Raw genomic sequence first — 17888 nt, 5'->3', positions numbered from 1 at the left:
GGAAAGTATGACTAATTGTGCCAAAAAATGGATCAGGAATTCAAATTTTCCCTTAACGGTCTTCAATGGCGTCCCACACCTTCACGCCCGATACATATTTCTCGCATATACAGTCCTGCCCGGCCAGATAAACCAGCCTTTCAAGACGACTGACCATATCCAGTCTTGCAGGTGAAGCCAGAAACGTATCGTCCAGCACCAGTACATCGAACGCATACCCTTCCTCAAAACTGCCGACCTTCCCGAAAAACGCGCCGCCGCCTTTCGTCGCCAGATAAAAAGCATCGGATAATGAAAGCGGTTTCTTATCCGTATCCTGCAAACGCCAGAACAGCTTCGACATCTGGATCGCGTCGCTGATCGCCCTGAAGCCAGAGAGAGAAAAACCGCCCGAGATATCGCTGCCAAGACCCATCCTTTGCCCACCATCCAGATACGATCTGGCCGGTGCGATACCGGAAGCCAGATTGACATTGGATTGCGGGCAATGAGCTATAAAAACGCCACGTTCCTTCATGAGCGCCACTTCATCCGGACTTGAATAAACACAATGTGCCATGACGGTCGGCCCATGACTGCCGAATATGCCGAAGCGGTCATAAACTTCACCATAAAACCGGCTCTCTGGAAAAAGCGATTGCACCCATTGTCCTTCCGCCCTGTTTTCCGACAAATGCGATTGCAACGGCAGGCAATATTTTTGCTGAAGACCGGCCAGTTCTCCCATCAGTCCGGAACTGCACACAGGTGCAAAACGAGGGGTCAGAATCGGAAAAATTCTCTGGAACCGCTCCTGGCTGGCCTCTATCCAGCGAACCGTTTCGCTGATCGACTGCATCGTGGACTCGCCATAATAATCCGGGCAGTTCACATCCATATTGACCTTGCCGACAGCAGCGACAATCCCCGTTTCTTCCAGCAACTGCATCAGCAGAAAAGTCGCATCGGCGTGAATGGTTCCGAAAATACAGGCACGGGCAATCGACGATTTTTTGAGGTCTTGCGCAAAAATCCGGTAAGCCTTTTCGGCATAGAGCAGATCGGCATAGCGTGCTTCTTCGGGAAAAGTAAAAGACTCAAGCCACTGGAGTAATTCCATATCCATGCCCAGACCGCGCATCGCATACTGCGGGGCGTGCATATGAAGATCGACAAATCCCGGAATGATCAGTGAATCCCCGAAATCCCTGACGGAAATCCCTTTGTAGCGTTCCGGCAAGACAGGAAAAGCACCGGAAACCTTTCCTCCTTCACAGACCAGATAATGTGACGCTAGCGAAACCAGCTTCTCGGGCGAAGGTGTATAAAGCAGATTCCCCTTTAAGGCAAAAGTGTCCTTGTTCCATTTCATCGTATGCACCCCGGCTATGGATCGAGACTTCATTATAAACAGACGCAACCGGAGTCATTCACCCGTCTTCGGAAAATCATTCCATTTTGAGCGTCATCGCATTGATCGCCACCACAATCGTACTGATCGACATGAGAATCGCTCCGACAGCCGGAGAGAGAATAATGCCGACCGGCGCGAGAATCCCGGCTGCCAGAGGAATGGCGATAATGTTATAACCGGCGCCCCACCATAAATTCTGCACCATCTTTTTCGTCGTTCTCTTCGCCAGATTCAGGAAATGAACGATATCGTAAGGATCGCTTTTCACGAGAATCACTTCGGCCGAATCGATCGCCACATCCGTCCCGGCCCCGATAGCGATACCGATATCCGCTTTCGCCAGAGCCGGTGCATCGTTCACACCATCACCGACCATCATGACAGCTTTCCCTTTCTTCTGAAAATCCGCAATGATCCGTTCCTTGGCTTGCGGCAAGAGCTGTGCGTAAAACTCGGTAATGCCGAGTTCACCGGCAACCGCTTTCGCAAACCCTTCATTGTCTCCCGTCAGCATGACCGGTTCGATATCCATCGCTTTCAAGGCCTCGACCGTTTTCTTCGCATCCGGCTTGATCTGGTCGCCCTGTGCGATAAGTCCCACAATAGTGTCGCCGTCAAGCAGATAACTGAGCGAATTTCCCCGTGCAGACAATTCGGAAAACTGTTTTTCGCTATAAGCCAGATGCTGCTGGTCGAGCCATGCAGCGGAGACAATTTTCATACTTTGCCCATCTACCGTTCCCGACAAACCCGCACCCTCAATCACGCTGACATTCTCCGCTTTGGGAAAATCAAGATTCCTTTTTCTGGCCTCGGACAAAATACCGGCAGCCAGAGGATGGCTCGATGCACTTTCCAGGGCCGTCATCGCCCCCAGCACCCTGTTTTCATCCCAGCCATTGGCCAACGGGATAATCGTCGAAACCGCAAAATTCCCTTCCGTCAATGTACCGGTCTTGTCCATCGTGGCCACCCGGATCGATTTGGCTTTTTCAACCGCATGGCGATTCCGGATCAAAAGGCCATGACTGGCACCCAGAGAAGTCGAGCGCGCCACGACCAGCGGAATCGCCAGCCCCAATGCATGCGGACAGGCAATAATCAATACAGTCACCAGCCTTTCAAGCGCCACATTCAAACTACCCGTCAGACCGAACCAGACAATAAAAGCCAGAATCCCGACGCCCAGCGCAACATAAAAAAGCGCCCTTGCGACCTTGTCCGAAAGGTTTTCCGCTTTCGATTTTTCCTTTTGTGCGTCGCCAACCAGTTTCATGACCTGGGCAAGATAACCCGATTCACCCGTACCCGTGACCTGAACGGTAATTGTCCCGTCTCCATTGATCGAACCGCCGATCACTTTATCGCCCGTTTTTTTGGCAACCGCTTTCGCTTCCCCGGTCACCATCGATTCATTCACGGTCGAATCGCCCGAGACGATTTTCCCGTCAGCCGGAATCTTTTCACCCGCTTTCACCATCAGCCTGTCGCCGACCTTGACCGAACTGATCGCCACATCGACCGTTTTGCCGCTTTCCGTCACCAGATGGGCCGACGATGGCAACAGCTGAGCCATCTTTTTCAGCGCATCCCCTGCATCACCGACCGCACGCATCTCGATCCAGTGCCCCAGAAGCATAATCACGATCAGACTCGCCAGTTCCCAGAAAAAATCCATTCGTTCGACCGTCGAATGAACGTACTGGTTGGCGACAAAAGCGTAAAGACTGTAAAAATAAGCGACCGAAATCCCCATGAAAATCAGCGTCATCATGGCAGGACGCCGGTTCTTCAATTCACTGACCGCCCCATAGAAAAAAGGCTTGCCGCCATAGAAAAACAGAAACGTCGCCAGCGCAAGGACAACCCAGCCAGACCCTTCGAACGACAACTGAAAAGGCAGCTCAAATCCCATCATGGGAGACAAAAGGAAAATCGGAATGGCGACAATCAGGCTCACCCAGAACTTCTGCTTCAGGTTTCCCATATGGTTCATGTGATCCATATGATCCATGTGAGCCATATCCATATGATCGTTCATGCCATTCATGGACATGGAATGGTCCATCCCATCCATTTTCATATCCGGATCTTTCGCCGTTTCATCCGGTTTGGTGGCATGCCCATCCATGTCCTTCATATCGTGCCTGACGCCGTCGTGATCGCCCATATCCATACGAATTCTCCAAAATCGTTACATTCATCCAGAAAAAACATGACAATGAACATAAAATCATATGCATACTTGCATCCCTGACTCTTCCATAAGTTGACAAGAAACAAAGGAACAAAAAGCACAGCCTCCCTTAATCCGGGCAATCTGACGAATGCGCCTTATACATCAACAAATACCGAAGGATCAGACAATTTGCCTCCCAAAACACCCCATAAAAAAATATTGGCAAATATCCCCTGCAAATGTCGGAAAAGCGTTGTATGCTTTCGAAAGAAAAAACGAGGTAAAAACCAAAACCCCCGTCTGTTAAAGAAAGCGGTTCAACATGAAACTATTCGACATTGTCGGCCCGGTCATGATCGGGCCATCGAGCTCGCACACTGCAGGTGCCGTCAAGATCGGCCTCATTGCCCGCAAACTGCTCGGTGAAAAACCCGTCAAGGCCGAAATTCTGCTGCATGGTTCTTTCGCCATGACCGGTTCAGGCCACGGAACGGACCGTGCCATCGTCGCGGGAATCATGGGAATCCGTCCGGATGACGAACGCATACCGGAAAGTTTCGAAATCGCCCATGCCGGGGGACTGGGCTTCTCGATCGATACGACACACATACCCAACGCCCATCCGAACTCGACCATGATCAAACTGCAAGGCGAACATGGCAGAAAACTCGAACTCGTCGCGTCTTCCCTCGGTGGAGGCCGAATCATCGTATCCCGCATCGACGGCATCACATCGCATTTTTCCGGCGATGAAAACACCCTGATCGTCCACGCCCAGCATGACCGGCCCGGACATGTCGCACGCGTGACGACAGAACTGGCGATCCACCAGATCAATATCGCCACCATGCAACTGCATCGTCACATAAAAGGCGGTCAGGCCGTCATGGTCATCGAATGCGATTCGACTATTCCGACCGAACTGGTCGAAAAACTCAAACAAATGGAAGGCATTATGAAAGTGACCTTCTTAAACCACGAAAATTAAGGGTTTGACATGGCATTTCAATCCATCAAACAAATGCTTGAACAGGCCGAAGCGAAAAACCTGCCGCTTTGGGAAACCATTCTGGAAGACGATATCGCCTCCCAGAACCGGACCCGTGAAGCATCCTTCACCCAGATGCGCTACTTCTGGGAAGCCATGAAGTCCTCAGGCGAACATTACAATCCGATGGACCGTTCCAACAGCGGCCTCGTCGGTGGAGATGGCGAAAAAGTCCGGCTTGCCAGCGGCCAGGGTATCCTGTTCGGAGGCGATTTTTTCAATGATGTGATCGCCGAAGCCCTGAGAGTCAGCGAATGCAATGCCTGCATGAAACGTATCGTCGCCATGCCGACGGCCGGTTCCTGCGGCGTCATCCCGGCCGTTTTGCTTCCGCTCGTCCGTGAACGTCTGTTCTCCGATGAATTCATCATACAGGCGCTATACGTCGCTGCCGGATTCGGACAGGTCATTGCCACCCGCTCTTCCATCTCCGGAGCGGAAGGAGGTTGCCAGGCCGAAGTGGGCACTGCGGCGGCAATGGCAGCCGCAGCCGTTACCTTTCTCGGAGGTGGCACAAACCAGATGTGTTCGTATGCCTGTGCGATGGCGATCAGCAATTTGATGGGTCTGGTCTGCGACCCGATCGCCGGGCTCGTCGAAATTCCATGTGTCCAGCGAAACGTCATCGGTGCCGTCAACGCCCTCTCATGCGCGAACATGGCGCTGGCGGGAGTCGAGCACAAAATCCCGGCCGATGAAGTCATCGATGCCATGAGAGCCGTCGGCGACACCATGTCGTCAGACCTGAAAGAAACCGCTCGCGGCGGCCTTGCCAATACACCGACAGCCCGCATCCTTGTCAAGGAACTGATCCGCAAAAACCAGTACCATTCGGACATTTGAAAGCCACAGGCTTTCAAAAGCGTGAAAACCGTAATAAAATTTATCCGGAAGCGTTTGCTATCCTGATATGGTTTTCACACTTATCAATTTTTTCTCACAAATTTCGCAGTCGGAATAAAAAGACTGCAGGCACATCATCGTAACTGTTTAAACTACGCACGCGCTTTGCGATACTGTTGCTGCACTTGCCGGAGCTTTACACTGACCAGCCTCCTGACGATCCGAAAAACGGAAAGTGCGATTTCTCTGTAAAAAAACGTTGCTCCCGGGCTTCCTTATCTTTGCCATTAAAAAAATACAAAGATATGAATACTATTATCGACTCGAAAACCGCAGACAAACAATCGATCGATGAAATACTGTCGGTTCTGGACTGCGACAAAAACGGTCTGGCGCAAAGCCAGGTTCAAAAACGCCTGAAAATCTGGGGCGAAAATTCTCTTGACGAGAAAAAAACAAATCCTTTCCTGCTTTTTCTGAAAGGCTTCTGGGGACCGATTCCCTGGCTCATCGAAGCGGCTGCAGTCATGTCCGTAATCGTTCATCACTGGACCGATTTCATCGTGATCATCGTACTCCTCCTGTCCAACGCCATTATAGAATTCGTGGAAGAATATTCCGCCGACACCGCCATATCGCAACTGAAATCGAAACTGGCCTTGAATGCATTGGCACTGCGAGACGGACAATGGAAAACGGTTGCTGCATCAAAACTCGTTCCCGGCGATGTCATAACAGTGAAATCCGGCGATATCGTCCCTGCCGACATCAAACTTTTCGAAGGCGATTATCTGACCGTTGATCAGTCCGCTCTTACAGGCGAATCCCTGACAGTAGATAAAAAAACAGGCGACATAGCCTATTCCGGTACAGCGGCAAAACAGGGAAAAATGTCGGGCATCGTTATCAATACAGCCAAAAATACCCTCTTCGGCCAAACGGCAAATCTGATAGACGAGGCCAAAAATGTCAGTTCATATCAAAAAGCCGTCATCAAAATCGGTAATGTGCTCATTGTCGTTGCCCTGATTCTCATTGTTCTGCTGGGAATCATCGAAACCATTCGCGGCGAAGACCTGATTGACTTCATCTCATTCGCACTCGTTTTACTCGTCGCCGCCATTCCTGCAGCCCTTCCGACCGTATTGTCAGTCACAATGGTCGTCGGCATAAAAAAACTGTCGAAGGAAAACGCCATCGTCAGCCATATGACAGCAGTGGAAGAAATGTCGGGGATGGACATCCTCTGTTCCGACAAGACGGGAACACTGACTCAAAACAGATTATCCATTCGACAATTTGTGCCCTATGGCGGACAAACCACCGAAACCCTGCTTCAAAACGCCGTTCTGGCATCCGATCAGACAGAAAAAGACGATGCCATTGACCAGCTGATCAAACAAACCTGGCATATGCACTTTCCTGACTCCGATGTACTAAATGCTTATTCACAAACAAAATACATTCCATTCGATCCCGTCAACAAACGTACGGAGGCCACTTATACGCACAACGCAACATCATTGACTGTGACAAAAGGTGCACCCCAGGCCATTACCGCCCTTCTGGACGATGCACAGGCGCAAAAATTCATCACCGACAATGCCTTGTCTTTTGCCGAAAAAGGCTTCAGAACACTTGCAGTAGCTGAAAAAAATGACGGAACATGGAAACTGAACGGCATTTTTTCAATGTTCGATCCGCCACGTGACGACTCGGCGGCCACCATTGCCGAAGCACGGAAACTGGGCGTCACCGTAAAAATGATTACAGGTGATCAGGTATCCATAGCCTCGGAAACCGCCACTGAAATCGGTTTGGGAAGTCATATTCTGAATGCGGAAAAACTCGATGGACTATCCGATGATGAAGCCGAAAAAATGGTTGAAGAAGCCAATGGTTTTGCCCAGGTTTTCCCGGAACACAAATTCCGTATCGTCAAACTCCTTCAGGACAAACAACATATTGTCGGAATGACAGGTGATGGGGTAAACGACGCTCCAGCCCTTAAACAGGCCAACATCGGCATTGCGGTAGACGGTGCGACGGACGTATCGAAATCGGCAGCCGACCTCATCCTTACGGACAAGGGAATTTCGGTCATTATCGACGCCATACGGGAAAGCCGCAAAATTTTTGCCCGAATGGAGAACTATACGATTTACCGGATTGCGGAAACATTCCGTATCCTGATGTTCATTACCATCTGCATGATCGTCCTCAAGTTCTATCCGATCACAGCACTGATGATCGTACTGCTCGCCATCCTGAACGACCTTTCCATTCTCACCATTGCCTATGACAACGTAAAGGTGGCACAAGAACCCAAAAACTGGAATATGAAATACATTATTCTCCAGGCCTCCATTCTGGGCATCATCGGCGTCATATTCTCGTTTGCCTGTATCTTCATCGCCGACAGATTTCTTGGACTGAGTCTGGAACAATTACAAACGCTGGTCTATCTCAAATTATCCCTTGGCGGCCACCTGGCCGTATTTCTGGCACGCAACAAATATCATTTCTACGACTCCGCACCAGCCAAACCATTGTGGATATCCGTCCTTGTCACACAAACGCTGGCCATCCTGTTTTCCGTATACGGGATCATTCTTCCTGTCGGCATAGGCTGGGCGAATGCCGCATTCGTCATTGCATTCGTGACAATCGCCTTTTTCGTATCCGACTTTCTCCGAGCCATCATCATTCGTAAAATTGAAAAAATCCCAGAGGAAAAGAACCCGCAGTAAAATGCCGCTACAGAATTTTCCGTAACGGCATTTTACTGGCAAAAAAAATCTCAACGCTGTCAGTAAACCGTTTCGCGCATCAGCTTCGCACTTTTGACCATATTGTCCAGTGCTTCAAAGGTTTCCTTCCACTGACGGGTTTTCAATCCACAATCCGGATTGACCCATAGACGATCCGCATCGATAACCTTCGACGCCTGTTTCAACAGGGAAACCATTTCATTGACAGAAGGCACACGAGGCGAATGGATATCGTAAACGCCCGGTCCGATTTCGTTCGGATATCGGAAATCGGAAAATCCTTTCAAGAGCGTCATATCACCACGGCTGGCTTCCAGCGTGATCACGTCAGCGTCAAGACTCGCGATATCCGGCATGATATCGTTGAATTCGGCATAACACATGTGCGTATGAATTTGCGTATCGTCGCCGACACCGGAAGAAGCGATACGGAAAGCACGACATGCCCAGTCCAGATAAGCCTGCCAGTGTTGGCGGCGCAGAGGCAAACCTTCACGCAGTCCCGGTTCATCGATCTGGATAATGCCGATACCGGCCTTTTCCAGATCAGCCACTTCATCGCGAATTGCCAGAGCGATCTGGTCGGCGACAACCGGTCTCGCTTCATCGTCGCGGACGAATGACCATTGCAAAATGGTAATCGGGCCTGTCAGCATCGCCTTCACCGGCTTGTCGGTCAGCCCCTGTGCAAACTTCGTCCATTCAACCGTCATCGCATCCTGTCTGGAAACGTCACCGTAAATCACAGGCGGCTTGACACAACGGGAACCGTAAGACTGAACCCAGCCATTGGCCGTCATCGCCATACCATCAAGAAATTCCCCGAAATACTCGACCATATCGTTGCGTTCCGGTTCACCGTGAACGAACACGTCCAGTCGCAGTTTTTCCTGCTGGGCGATACAGAAAGCGATTTCTTCCTGCATCGCTTTTTTATATTCCGCTTCAGAGAGAGAACCGCGCCTGAAAGAAGCGCGTGCGGAACGGATCTGTGGTGTTTGCGGGAAAGAACCGATTGTCGTCGTCGGGAAAGCGGGCAACTTGAATCGTTTGCGTTGCAGGGCCTGACGGACCTTGAAAGCCGAGCCGCGACGGTCCATGCCCTCTTTCAGATCACCGACCCGTCTGGCAACCTGCGCATTGTGTACCCAGTCCCCTTTTCTCAGTTCAACGGTCTGTCTGGAACTGTCCAGCGCCCAGGCAATAGCGGCATCTCCCTGTTGCAAACCGTCTTTTATGGCATGGATTTCTTCCAGTTTTTCAGCAGCGAACGCCAGACACTGCTTCAGACGCGGGTCCATCTTCGTTTCCGCTTCCAGCGAGAAAGGAACGTGCAGGAGAGAACAGCTTGAAGCAACCCAGAGATTGTCCCGTCCAGCCAGTTCAGGCGCTCTCAAAACAGCCAGAGCCTTGTCCAGATCGGCCTTCCAGATATTGCGCCCGTCGATCACACCGACGGAAAGTACTTTGTCAGCAGGCCATTTGGCGGCGATTTCCTTCAGATCCTCTGCACCTCTGACAGCATCGATATGCAAACCGGCAACTGGCAATTTGCTGATAGTATCGATATGGTCGGCCAGAGAAGAAAAATACGTCGTCAGCAACAGTTTGACTGCTTCTTTGGACAATTCGGCATACGTGCCTTCAAAAGCGGACAAGCATTTATCGTCGATATCCAGACCCAGAACCGGTTCATCGATCTGAACCCATTCAACCCCTTCAGCATGCAGACGGGAAAGAATCTGGCGATAAACCGGTAACAGTTTCGGCAACAGCGACAAACGATCGAAACCCTCCACTTTTTCACGGCCCAGATACAGGAAACTGACCGGCCCAAGCAAAACAGCCTTGACGGAATGCCCAAGCGCTTTCGCTTCTTTCACTTCATCGAACAGGCGTTCACTGTGAACGGAAAAAGCGGTATCCGGGAAAAATTCTGGCACCATATAGTGATAATTCGTATCGAACCATTTCAACATCGACATGGCCTGACCGGATTCCGTCGTCAGAGAGCCACGAGCCATCGCGAAATAACGTTCGAGTTCAGGTGTGTCTTCCGAAAAACCGAAACGGGCCGGTTCACATCCCAGAAGCTGGATATGATTCAAAACGTGATCGTAAAAAGCGAAATCCCCGACCGTTACCCAGTCCAGCCCCGCTTTTTTCTGCAAAGCCCAGTGAGCGGCCCGCAACTGTTTGCCCATTGCGACCAGATTTTTCAGGTCAGGATTCGTATTATCCGGTTCAGAGCTGCTCTTCCAGTACGTTTCCAGCGCCATTTTCAATTCCCGTCGTGCGCCCATGCGCGGAAAACCCGGTATATGACTGCAAATCATGAATTCTCTCCCATTCAAAACAAGTTTGAAAAATCATAATCAGCCGTGTAACATAATTCAAATGAAAGTTTTTTTAAAATTCCATAAGTTTTTCTAATGATAGATCTGAAGCATCTCAGAACCCTGCTTGCCCTGCGCAAAACCGGCAACCTGACCAAAGCGGCGGAAATGCTGTGCCTGACCCAGTCTGCCCTCTCCCAGCAAATCCGGCTTCTCGAATCCGATTACGGAACCCTTTTCGAGCGAAAAACCGTTCCGATCGCCTTTACCGCCGTCGGCCACTGCCTGCTGGAACTGGCCGACAAAATCTTTCCGGCCATTGAAGAAACAGAACGTAACCTGATGCGCCTGAAAGATGGGACGGCAGGTACTTTGAGAATCGTCGTCGAATGCCATACCTGCTTCGACTGGCTGATGCCGACGATGGATGTTTTCCGGACACACTGGCCGGAAGTGGAACTCGACATTATTTCAGGCTTTCACAGCGACCCGGTCGGTCTCCTCCATCAACGACAGGCAGATCTGGCTATCGTCGGCAATCCCGAGCCTGAACAGAACATTACTTATTTGCCCCTGTTCGAATACGATATCGTCGCCCTTCTCTCGAACAGCCATCCCCTGAACAGGGAATCCTTTCTGACCCCGCATCATTTCAAAGGACAGACACTGATCACCTATCCCGTCGCGGACGACATGCTCGACATCATGCAACAGGTACTGATACCGGCAAAAATATCGCCCGAACGGCGCACCTCCGAATTGACGATCGCCATTCTCCAGCTGGTTGCCAGCGGACGCGGAATTGCCGCACTGCCTCTGTGGGCGATCAAAAACTACCTGGACAGGAACTATATTTCATCCAGACCGGTCACAGAAAAAGGGTTAAAGGGAAAATTGTATGCGGCAGTCTGTACCGAAATGAGTTCAAAGGCCTACATCAATGATTTCGTCAAACTCATCCGTGAAAAAAGCCTTGTCGAATTACCCGGTGTACGCCTGTTGGGCTGATCAAAACACTTGAACATGAATATTCGTACAGTCTTTATAAAAAACATTTTTACAACAATAACTTATCCATAAAAAACACAAAACGCTTTTAAAGCCGCAAAAATGTTTCCTTATATCAATATTTTTAGGTATTATATAACTTAAACATATACTTATATTTATTGACCTGATAATTCTGCGCTGATAATGTTCACACTTGACAATAAGGCAAAGTGTTAAAAACCAATACTGAGAAATTTATCAATATTAACCAATACTTATCATCCTTTTTTGTCGTTGTTTCCCGCAGGAAACATTCATCAATTTGCCAATATTGCGATTCGTCCGTCAAATGAAGAATTCCCGATTTTTGATGGATTTTTTATATATTGAACACATACGCACAAACACATGCCAAGACTGAAAAAAAAGGGAGCCTCCAATCTGGATACCCTTCCCAACGTTGTCATGGTAGAGCCTTCCAATGCGGAACTCGTTTCCGTAAAAAAGCATGCCAGGACTACCCGAAACGCTAAAAACAAACGAAGAACCCAAAAAGACCCTATTGAACTGTCACCCGACCAACAGGAATTGGTCAATATCAAAAACTCGCTCGGTTTGAGACATCAGGATTACGCCATCCTTCTGGGAATCGGCCTCCCCCGCCTTTCCTCATACACCTATGGGCGGACGGCGTCGGTACCGGCCGACGTCATGAAGACAGCCCGTCAGCTGCTTGCAGAAAATGCCGAGGCAACCCGGCTGTTGAAAGAAAAATTCAACCGGCCCATGTCTGAAATACTTCAGGAATGGGAAAACAAACTGGGCACCACTTCCGATGCGGAACTTGCAGGCCTGATCGGCGTGGTCACCATGACCATCAACCGGTGGCGTAAAAACGAAACCAAGCCCGACCTTTCCGCCCTGAACCGTTACGACCGCATCGTCAACCTCGTCGTCAACAACATCAAACAGCTGGTTTTACGATAACCGCTTTTCGTTCTTGCCAATGGCTCCCGTCGATTGATCTGACCGGAGCCATTTTTACGTTTTGTCGAGTACAATATTTAAATTAATGACACCGCAATCCCCTAAAGCCCCGTTTATAACGGTCTCCCTGAAACAATCACTTTAACGGATGCCATGAAAAGTAATTTCCCGTCAAACCTGCAAAATTTCGATTTTTCCATGATGCCCCCTTCCATTCTGGGACATCTCTCTTTTCAGTTTCGTACTCCCGACAAAGCCCCTTTTCCTGCCGGTACTCATCCACTGAATCTTTCGCTGGGCATTGAAGGAGAAAGAGACACCATACTGGTCGTTCCGGAAGGACTCGACACTGACAAACCCGTCAAACTGCTGGTCATGTTTCATGGCGCAGGCGGCAGTGCCGAAAAAGTCATGCCCTTTTTCAGAGACTGGGCCGAAAAAGAAAAATTTCTCCTGATGGTTCCCCAATCGACCTACATCACCTGGGACTTGACCGTAGGAGGCAACGGCCCCGATCTGGAAAAACTCGAAAAAGGCCTTGAAGAAGTCGCTTCCCGCTACAACATCGACAAAAACCATTTCGGTTTCTGCGGCTTCTCGGACGGCGCAAGCTACTCTCTTTCCATCGGATTATCCAACGGCGAAATCGTTTCTCATGTCATCGCCCTGTCCGGCGGGTTCATGAACCTGTACGTTCCAAGAGGCAAGCCACTCGTATTCATCGCCCACAGTCCCGAGGACGAGCAGCTCCCGATGAAAACCAGCGGACTGCATCACTATAATGAACTGAAAAAAGAAGGCTACGACGTGGAATTCCTTGAATTCCACGGTCTTCACCTCATCCATCCACCTGTTGTGGAAAAAGCGATGGAATTTTTCATCAACCGCAGTCCCGGCCGCCCCCAATAAAAAAACAGACCGGCATTTCCCGATCGGGAAATGCCGGTTTCACTCTTTCCACTTTTCCGCTTCTGCTTTTCCTCTATTTTTTTCCGATCTTCCCTGAGCATCCCCTTCCTTTTTTCCGATAAGGGACATTCTTTTTCATACGATGACAAGCTGACAACGCTTGGCAGTTCTGACAGATCATGGCAGTATGAGAAACGAACCGTCAACAAAAGAACGAATCGATATGTCCTTTACCGAACTTGCCTCGTTTCTTCAGGCGCAGACCGAACCGCACATTCTTTTCGACAGGGAATACAGGATCATTGCCGTCAATAGCGCCTTTCGAAAATACTGTAACCCCAAAACCTCAGTCATCGGCCGCACCTGTTACGAGGTTTCCCACAATTACACAAAGCCCTGCGATTATTCCGGCGAAACCTGTCCACTCGCAAAAAGCAGACATTCCGGAAAATCCGAGCGGGTACTGCACATGCATCACACTCCGGAAGGAGAGGAATACGTCAGCATCGAACTGACCCCCATCAAGAATGCGTCAGGAGAAATCACCTGTTTCGTCGAAAAAATCGAACCGGTCAAAATAGCGAAAGGCCAGACAGTAAAAAACAGCCTGACCGGAAAATCCGCCGCTTATACCCGAATGATGAATCTGGTTGAAAAAGCCGCTTCATCGGACATCAATACCCTGCTTTACGGAGAATCGGGAACCGGCAAGGAAGTCGTGGCCCAGGCCATTCACCGATCCGGAAAGCGGGCAGCCAAACCATTCATCGTCGTCGATTGCCCGGGCATTCCCGAAACCCACTTCGAAAGCGAGCTGTTCGGACAGGAACGGCCAACGCATTCGAAAACAGGTTCCGCAAAAAGAGGATTGGTGGATGCCGCAGACGGGGGCACCCTTTTTCTGGACGAAGTCGGCGATCTTCCCCTTTCCATCCAGTCGAAACTGTTGCACCTTCTTGAAACCGGCGCTTACAGGCGTCATGGTTCTGCCGATTTGCGCCGTGCGGATATCCGGGTCATTTCCGCGACAAGCCACAATCTCCGGAAAAAAACCGAAGACAAGCTGTTCAGGAAAGACCTCTATTACATGCTCGAAGCCTTTCCCATTCCTGTTCCGGCCGTAAGAGACAGACTGGAAGACATTCCCCTTCTGATTGCATCCCTTCTGAAAAAAGTGGCGCCAGAAAGGAACCTGACACTCTCCGACGAAGCCATGTTTCTCCTCCAGACCTACTCCTATCCGGGAAACGTCCGGGAATTGCGCAACTTCCTCGAACGGGCGGCACTCCTGTGTGAAAGCCATGAAATACGTCCCGAACATCTGTTGATTCCCGAGCCGGAGAATGGTGAAAAACCGACAGCACAACAGATATCTCCGGATACACAATCAGGACAACTGCTTTCGACATTTTCCGGAAAACGCAAAACCCTGGCAAAAATGTTGGGTATCAGCGAACGCACGCTTTATCGCCGTCTCTCTGAACTTCATGAAAAACAGGAACGTTAAAACAACCGGACTAATGAATCATTTCAAACGCTCTTGATTTAAATAACTTATCGAGTAAAATATAGGGGCTATACATAAAGCTTGCTTCATTTTGAGATGTTATGCGAAGTGTTAGCAACCCAAGTTAGTACCTTCAGCCCTTTGGGCGAAGTTTTTCTTTCTTGGCAGTTCCTTTCGGGGAAACAGCCACAGAGAATAAAAACCAAAAGTTGTACCAACGACAAGGAAATGAGAAATTATGACTAAACCATTAGATGGAATTAATGTGCTTGACTTTACCCACGTCCAGGCAGGTCCTGCCTGTACACAGATGATGGGTTTCTTGGGCGCAAACGTCATCAAGATTGAAAGACGTGGTTCCGGAGATATGACTCGTGGATGGCTGCAGGACAAACCAAATGTTGATTCCCTGTATTTCACGATGTTCAACTGTAACAAACGTTCGATTGAACTGGACATGAAAACCCCGGAAGGCAAAGAGCTTCTGGAACAGATGATCAAGAAAGCCGACGTCATGGTCGAAAACTTCGGACCAGGCGCACTGGACCGTATGGGCTTTACTTGGGAATACATTCAGGAACTGAATCCACGCGTCATTCTGGCTTCCGTTAAAGGCTATGCAGAAGGCCACGCCAACGAACACCTGAAAGTTTATGAAAACGTTGCACAGTGTTCCGGCGGTGCTGCAGCTACCACCGGTTTCTGGGATGGTCCTCCAACCGTTTCCGGCGCTGCTCTGGGTGACTCCAACTCCGGTATGCACCTGATGATCGGTATTCTGGCCGCTCTGGAAATGCGTCACAAAACCGGCCGTGGTCAGAAAGTTGCCGTCGCTATGCAGGACGCTGTTCTGAATCTGGTTCGTATCAAACTGCGTGACCAGCAACGTCTGGAAAGAACCGGCATTCTGGCTGAATACCCACAGGCTCAGCCTAACTTTGCCTTCGACAGAGACGGTAACCCACTGTCCTTCGACAACATCACTTCCGTTCCACGTGGTGGTAACGCAGGTGGCGGCGGCCAGCCAGGCTGGATGCTGAAATGTAAAGGTTGGGAAACCGATGCGGACTCCTACGTTTACTTCACCATCGCTGCAAACATGTGGCCACAGATCTGCGACATGATCGACAAGCCAGAATGGAAAGACGACCCAGCCTACAACACATTCGAAGGTCGTGTTGACAAGCTGATGGACATCTTCTCCTTCATCGAAACCAAGTTCGCTGACAAGGACAAATTCGAAGTTACCGAATGGGCTGCCCAGTACGGCATTCCTTGCGGTCCGGTCATGTCCATGAAAGAACTGGCTCACGATCCTTCCCTGCAGAAAGTTGGTACCGTCGTTGAAGTTGTCGACGAAATTCGTGGTAACCACCTGACCGTTGGCGCACCGTTCAAATTCTCCGGATTCCAGCCGGAAATTACCCGTGCTCCGCTGTTGGGCGAACATACCGACGAAGTTCTGAAAGAACTGGGTCTTGACGATGCCAAGATCAAGGAACTGCATGCAAAACAGGTAGTTTGATCCGTCAGACTTTCTGGGCAAAACGGCACTCTCCGGAGTGCCGTTTTTTTGTCACACGAAACCCTAATCAAACAAGCACGTGCAATGATTCCACATCATTGCGGCCACATTCATCCTTCGGGTCATTACTGCCCTGTTTGCCTTTCGCGCTTTCCAGCATCCCGCCAATCTCTTTCTTCCCGATTTGTGCTTGAGAATAAACGATCTCACTACTGCCATAAACTGCCAAATTAATGCCACATTCAACATAAATGACATCAAAATATTCCAGAGTCAAGACATCCAAACAAATAAAATACACTTAACATATTGTTTTTAAAATGATTTATTTATAAAAAATAATCATTGTCGTATTGGACAGTTAGTAGATAGAATTAAACTATCCAGAACGATCATGACTTACTCTAACGGAATAACAATCATGTCAAATGTAACAACAGAACACCAATGCGGATGTGGTCATCACGCCGCTTCCAGTATTACCCTGCTCGTAGACAACAAGGCCGGTGACGGTCTTGAATGTGTACACGGATTTGCCGCATGGATCAAAATCCGCGACCGACGCATTCTTTTCGATACCGGTCAAAAAGATGTCATTCTGAAAAACGCCGAACGCCTGGGTATCAATCTGGCGGATGCGGAAGTACTGGTCATGAGCCACGGTCATGACGATCATACCGATAATCTGGCAGACTTTTACGCCATCAATCCGACCGCGCCGATGTACTGCGGACAGAATATCGAGGCCGACCGGTTTTGCTGCCGCCCCGGTGAACAATCCCTGAACTGGTCGCCTCCGGCCAGTGCAAAACAGGTATTTGCCAATTTGCCGCCAGAACAAAAACATATCCTCACCGCACCACACTATTTCCTGCCGGGCGTAGCAGCCACCGGACCGGTACCACGCCTGACGACTTTCGAGGATGTCGGCGATGCTCTCTTCCTTGATGCCGCCGGAACAAAACCCGATCCGGTTTCAGACGACATGTCCATGTGGTTCGAAACCGATAAAGGCCTCGTCATTCTTCTGGGTTGCTGCCATTCCGGCATCGTCAATACCGTCAACTACATCCGCAAAGTATCCGGTGTTGAAAAAGTGTCCGGCATCGTCGGCGGCATGCATCTCATTCGTGCGAATGAGGAACGTATGAAAAACACACTGGAAGCGATGAAGAGCTGGAATCTGGACTGGCTGATCCCATGTCATTGCACCGGTGACAAGGCCATGCAACAGATGAAAGATTATCTGGGTGATAAAGTCACTTTCGGCTGTACCGGTACGGTTATCGAACTGGGACAACTTCCCGAAAAACAGGAAGGCGATTTTTCGATGTGCAAAAAACATGCACATGCCTGCGGATGCGGATGTGCCTGATATCAGTAAGAAACAAGCTTTATGG

General features: G+C 49.8%; 13 protein-coding genes. 9 read left to right on the top strand and 4 right to left on the bottom strand.

Annotated features, from left to right (window positions below):
• Window positions 1-52: 52 nt before the first annotated feature.
• Window positions 53-1384, bottom strand: coding sequence for an amidohydrolase family protein (locus BRW83_RS05630; RefSeq protein WP_231284491.1), 1332 nt, complete (start codon window positions 1382-1384; stop codon window positions 53-55).
• 43 nt (window positions 1385-1427) lie between these two features.
• Window positions 1428-3569 (bottom strand): copper-translocating P-type ATPase, encoded by a 2142-nt coding sequence (locus BRW83_RS05625; protein ID WP_231284492.1) that lies wholly within the window; start codon window positions 3567-3569, stop codon window positions 1428-1430.
• 325 nt (window positions 3570-3894) lie between these two features.
• On the opposite strand from BRW83_RS05625, the gene sdaAB reads away from it, so the two are divergent.
• The 3 genes from sdaAB to BRW83_RS05610 all read left to right on the top strand — a co-directional run bounded on the left by sdaAB (window position 3895) and on the right by BRW83_RS05610 (window position 8213).
• Entirely contained in the window at window positions 3895-4560 is a 666-nt protein-coding gene (gene sdaAB, locus BRW83_RS05620) for an L-serine ammonia-lyase, iron-sulfur-dependent subunit beta (RefSeq protein ID WP_005880841.1), read from the top strand.
• A 9-nt stretch (window positions 4561-4569) separates the two neighbouring features.
• Entirely contained in the window at window positions 4570-5463 is an 894-nt protein-coding gene (gene sdaAA / locus BRW83_RS05615) for an L-serine ammonia-lyase, iron-sulfur-dependent, subunit alpha (protein ID WP_005880843.1), read from the top strand.
• A gap of 305 nt (window positions 5464-5768) precedes the next feature.
• On the top strand, window positions 5769-8213 hold the full coding sequence (locus BRW83_RS05610) for a plasma-membrane proton-efflux P-type ATPase (protein ID WP_036602966.1): 2445 nt from the start codon (window positions 5769-5771) through the stop codon (window positions 8211-8213).
• Window positions 8214-8272: 59 nt separating this feature from the next.
• Here the strand turns inward: BRW83_RS05610 and metE are convergent, their stop codons facing one another.
• Entirely contained in the window at window positions 8273-10570 is a 2298-nt protein-coding gene (metE, locus tag BRW83_RS05605) for a 5-methyltetrahydropteroyltriglutamate--homocysteine S-methyltransferase (protein WP_005880847.1), read from the bottom strand.
• 96 nt (window positions 10571-10666) lie between these two features.
• Between metE and BRW83_RS05600 the strand changes: the two genes are divergently transcribed.
• The 5 genes from BRW83_RS05600 (at window position 10667) to frc (ending at window position 16488) form a co-directional block, all read left to right on the top strand.
• Window positions 10667-11578, top strand: a complete 912-nt coding sequence (locus BRW83_RS05600; protein WP_005880849.1) for a LysR family transcriptional regulator — start codon at window positions 10667-10669, stop codon at window positions 11576-11578.
• A gap of 390 nt (window positions 11579-11968) precedes the next feature.
• The gene (locus BRW83_RS05595; RefSeq protein ID WP_005880850.1) at window positions 11969-12547 is read left to right on the top strand and encodes a hypothetical protein; all 579 of its coding nucleotides are present in this window, start codon (window positions 11969-11971) and stop codon (window positions 12545-12547) included.
• A 198-nt stretch (window positions 12548-12745) separates the two neighbouring features.
• Window positions 12746-13456 carry an alpha/beta hydrolase gene (locus BRW83_RS05590; protein ID WP_005880852.1) on the top strand — a complete coding sequence of 237 codons (711 nt, stop codon included), beginning with the start codon at window positions 12746-12748 and terminating at the stop codon, window positions 13454-13456.
• 160 nt (window positions 13457-13616) lie between these two features.
• Window positions 13617-14963, top strand: coding sequence for a sigma-54 interaction domain-containing protein (locus BRW83_RS05585; RefSeq protein WP_005880854.1), 1347 nt, complete (start codon window positions 13617-13619; stop codon window positions 14961-14963).
• Between the two features lie 238 nt (window positions 14964-15201).
• Window positions 15202-16488 (top strand): formyl-CoA transferase, encoded by a 1287-nt coding sequence (gene frc / locus BRW83_RS05580; RefSeq protein ID WP_005880857.1) that lies wholly within the window; start codon window positions 15202-15204, stop codon window positions 16486-16488.
• A gap of 67 nt (window positions 16489-16555) precedes the next feature.
• Here the strand turns inward: frc and BRW83_RS05575 are convergent, their stop codons facing one another.
• Entirely contained in the window at window positions 16556-16765 is a 210-nt protein-coding gene (locus tag BRW83_RS05575; protein WP_036602969.1) for a hypothetical protein, read from the bottom strand.
• A 144-nt stretch (window positions 16766-16909) separates the two neighbouring features.
• On the opposite strand from BRW83_RS05575, the gene BRW83_RS05570 reads away from it, so the two are divergent.
• A complete protein-coding gene (locus BRW83_RS05570; RefSeq protein ID WP_005880859.1) occupies window positions 16910-17863 on the top strand; it encodes an MBL fold metallo-hydrolase in 954 nt (317 codons plus the stop codon).
• Window positions 17864-17888: the final 25 nt, after the last annotated feature.

Origin of the sequence: Oxalobacter formigenes (genome assembly GCF_002127965.1) — a bacterium.
In the GTDB taxonomy this organism is placed as follows: Bacteria; Pseudomonadota; Gammaproteobacteria; order Burkholderiales; family Burkholderiaceae_D; genus Oxalobacter; species Oxalobacter formigenes.
Note: the sequence above shows the minus strand (reverse complement) of the source record. Positions and strands in the feature narration are given on the sequence as shown.

What these genes read in the sequence shown, in the direction of transcription:
- frc (WP_005880857.1), top strand. Translation starts at nt 15,202, where the DNA reads ATGACTAAACCATTAGATGGAATTAATGTGCTTGACTTTACCCACGTC.
- sdaAA (WP_005880843.1), top strand. Translation starts at nt 4,570, where the DNA reads ATGGCATTTCAATCCATCAAACAAATGCTTGAACAGGCCGAAGCGAAA.
- sdaAB (WP_005880841.1), top strand. Translation starts at nt 3,895, where the DNA reads ATGAAACTATTCGACATTGTCGGCCCGGTCATGATCGGGCCATCGAGC.
- BRW83_RS05630 (WP_231284491.1), bottom strand. Translation starts at nt 1,384, where the DNA reads ATGAAGTCTCGATCCATAGCCGGGGTGCATACGATGAAATGGAACAAG.
- BRW83_RS05600 (WP_005880849.1), top strand. Translation starts at nt 10,667, where the DNA reads ATGATAGATCTGAAGCATCTCAGAACCCTGCTTGCCCTGCGCAAAACC.
- BRW83_RS05625 (WP_231284492.1), bottom strand. Translation starts at nt 3,569, where the DNA reads ATGGATATGGGCGATCACGACGGCGTCAGGCACGATATGAAGGACATG.
- BRW83_RS05570 (WP_005880859.1), top strand. Translation starts at nt 16,910, where the DNA reads ATGTCAAATGTAACAACAGAACACCAATGCGGATGTGGTCATCACGCC.
- metE (WP_005880847.1), bottom strand. Translation starts at nt 10,570, where the DNA reads ATGATTTGCAGTCATATACCGGGTTTTCCGCGCATGGGCGCACGACGG.
- BRW83_RS05610 (WP_036602966.1), top strand. Translation starts at nt 5,769, where the DNA reads ATGAATACTATTATCGACTCGAAAACCGCAGACAAACAATCGATCGAT.
- BRW83_RS05595 (WP_005880850.1), top strand. Translation starts at nt 11,969, where the DNA reads ATGCCAAGACTGAAAAAAAAGGGAGCCTCCAATCTGGATACCCTTCCC.
- BRW83_RS05590 (WP_005880852.1), top strand. Translation starts at nt 12,746, where the DNA reads ATGATGCCCCCTTCCATTCTGGGACATCTCTCTTTTCAGTTTCGTACT.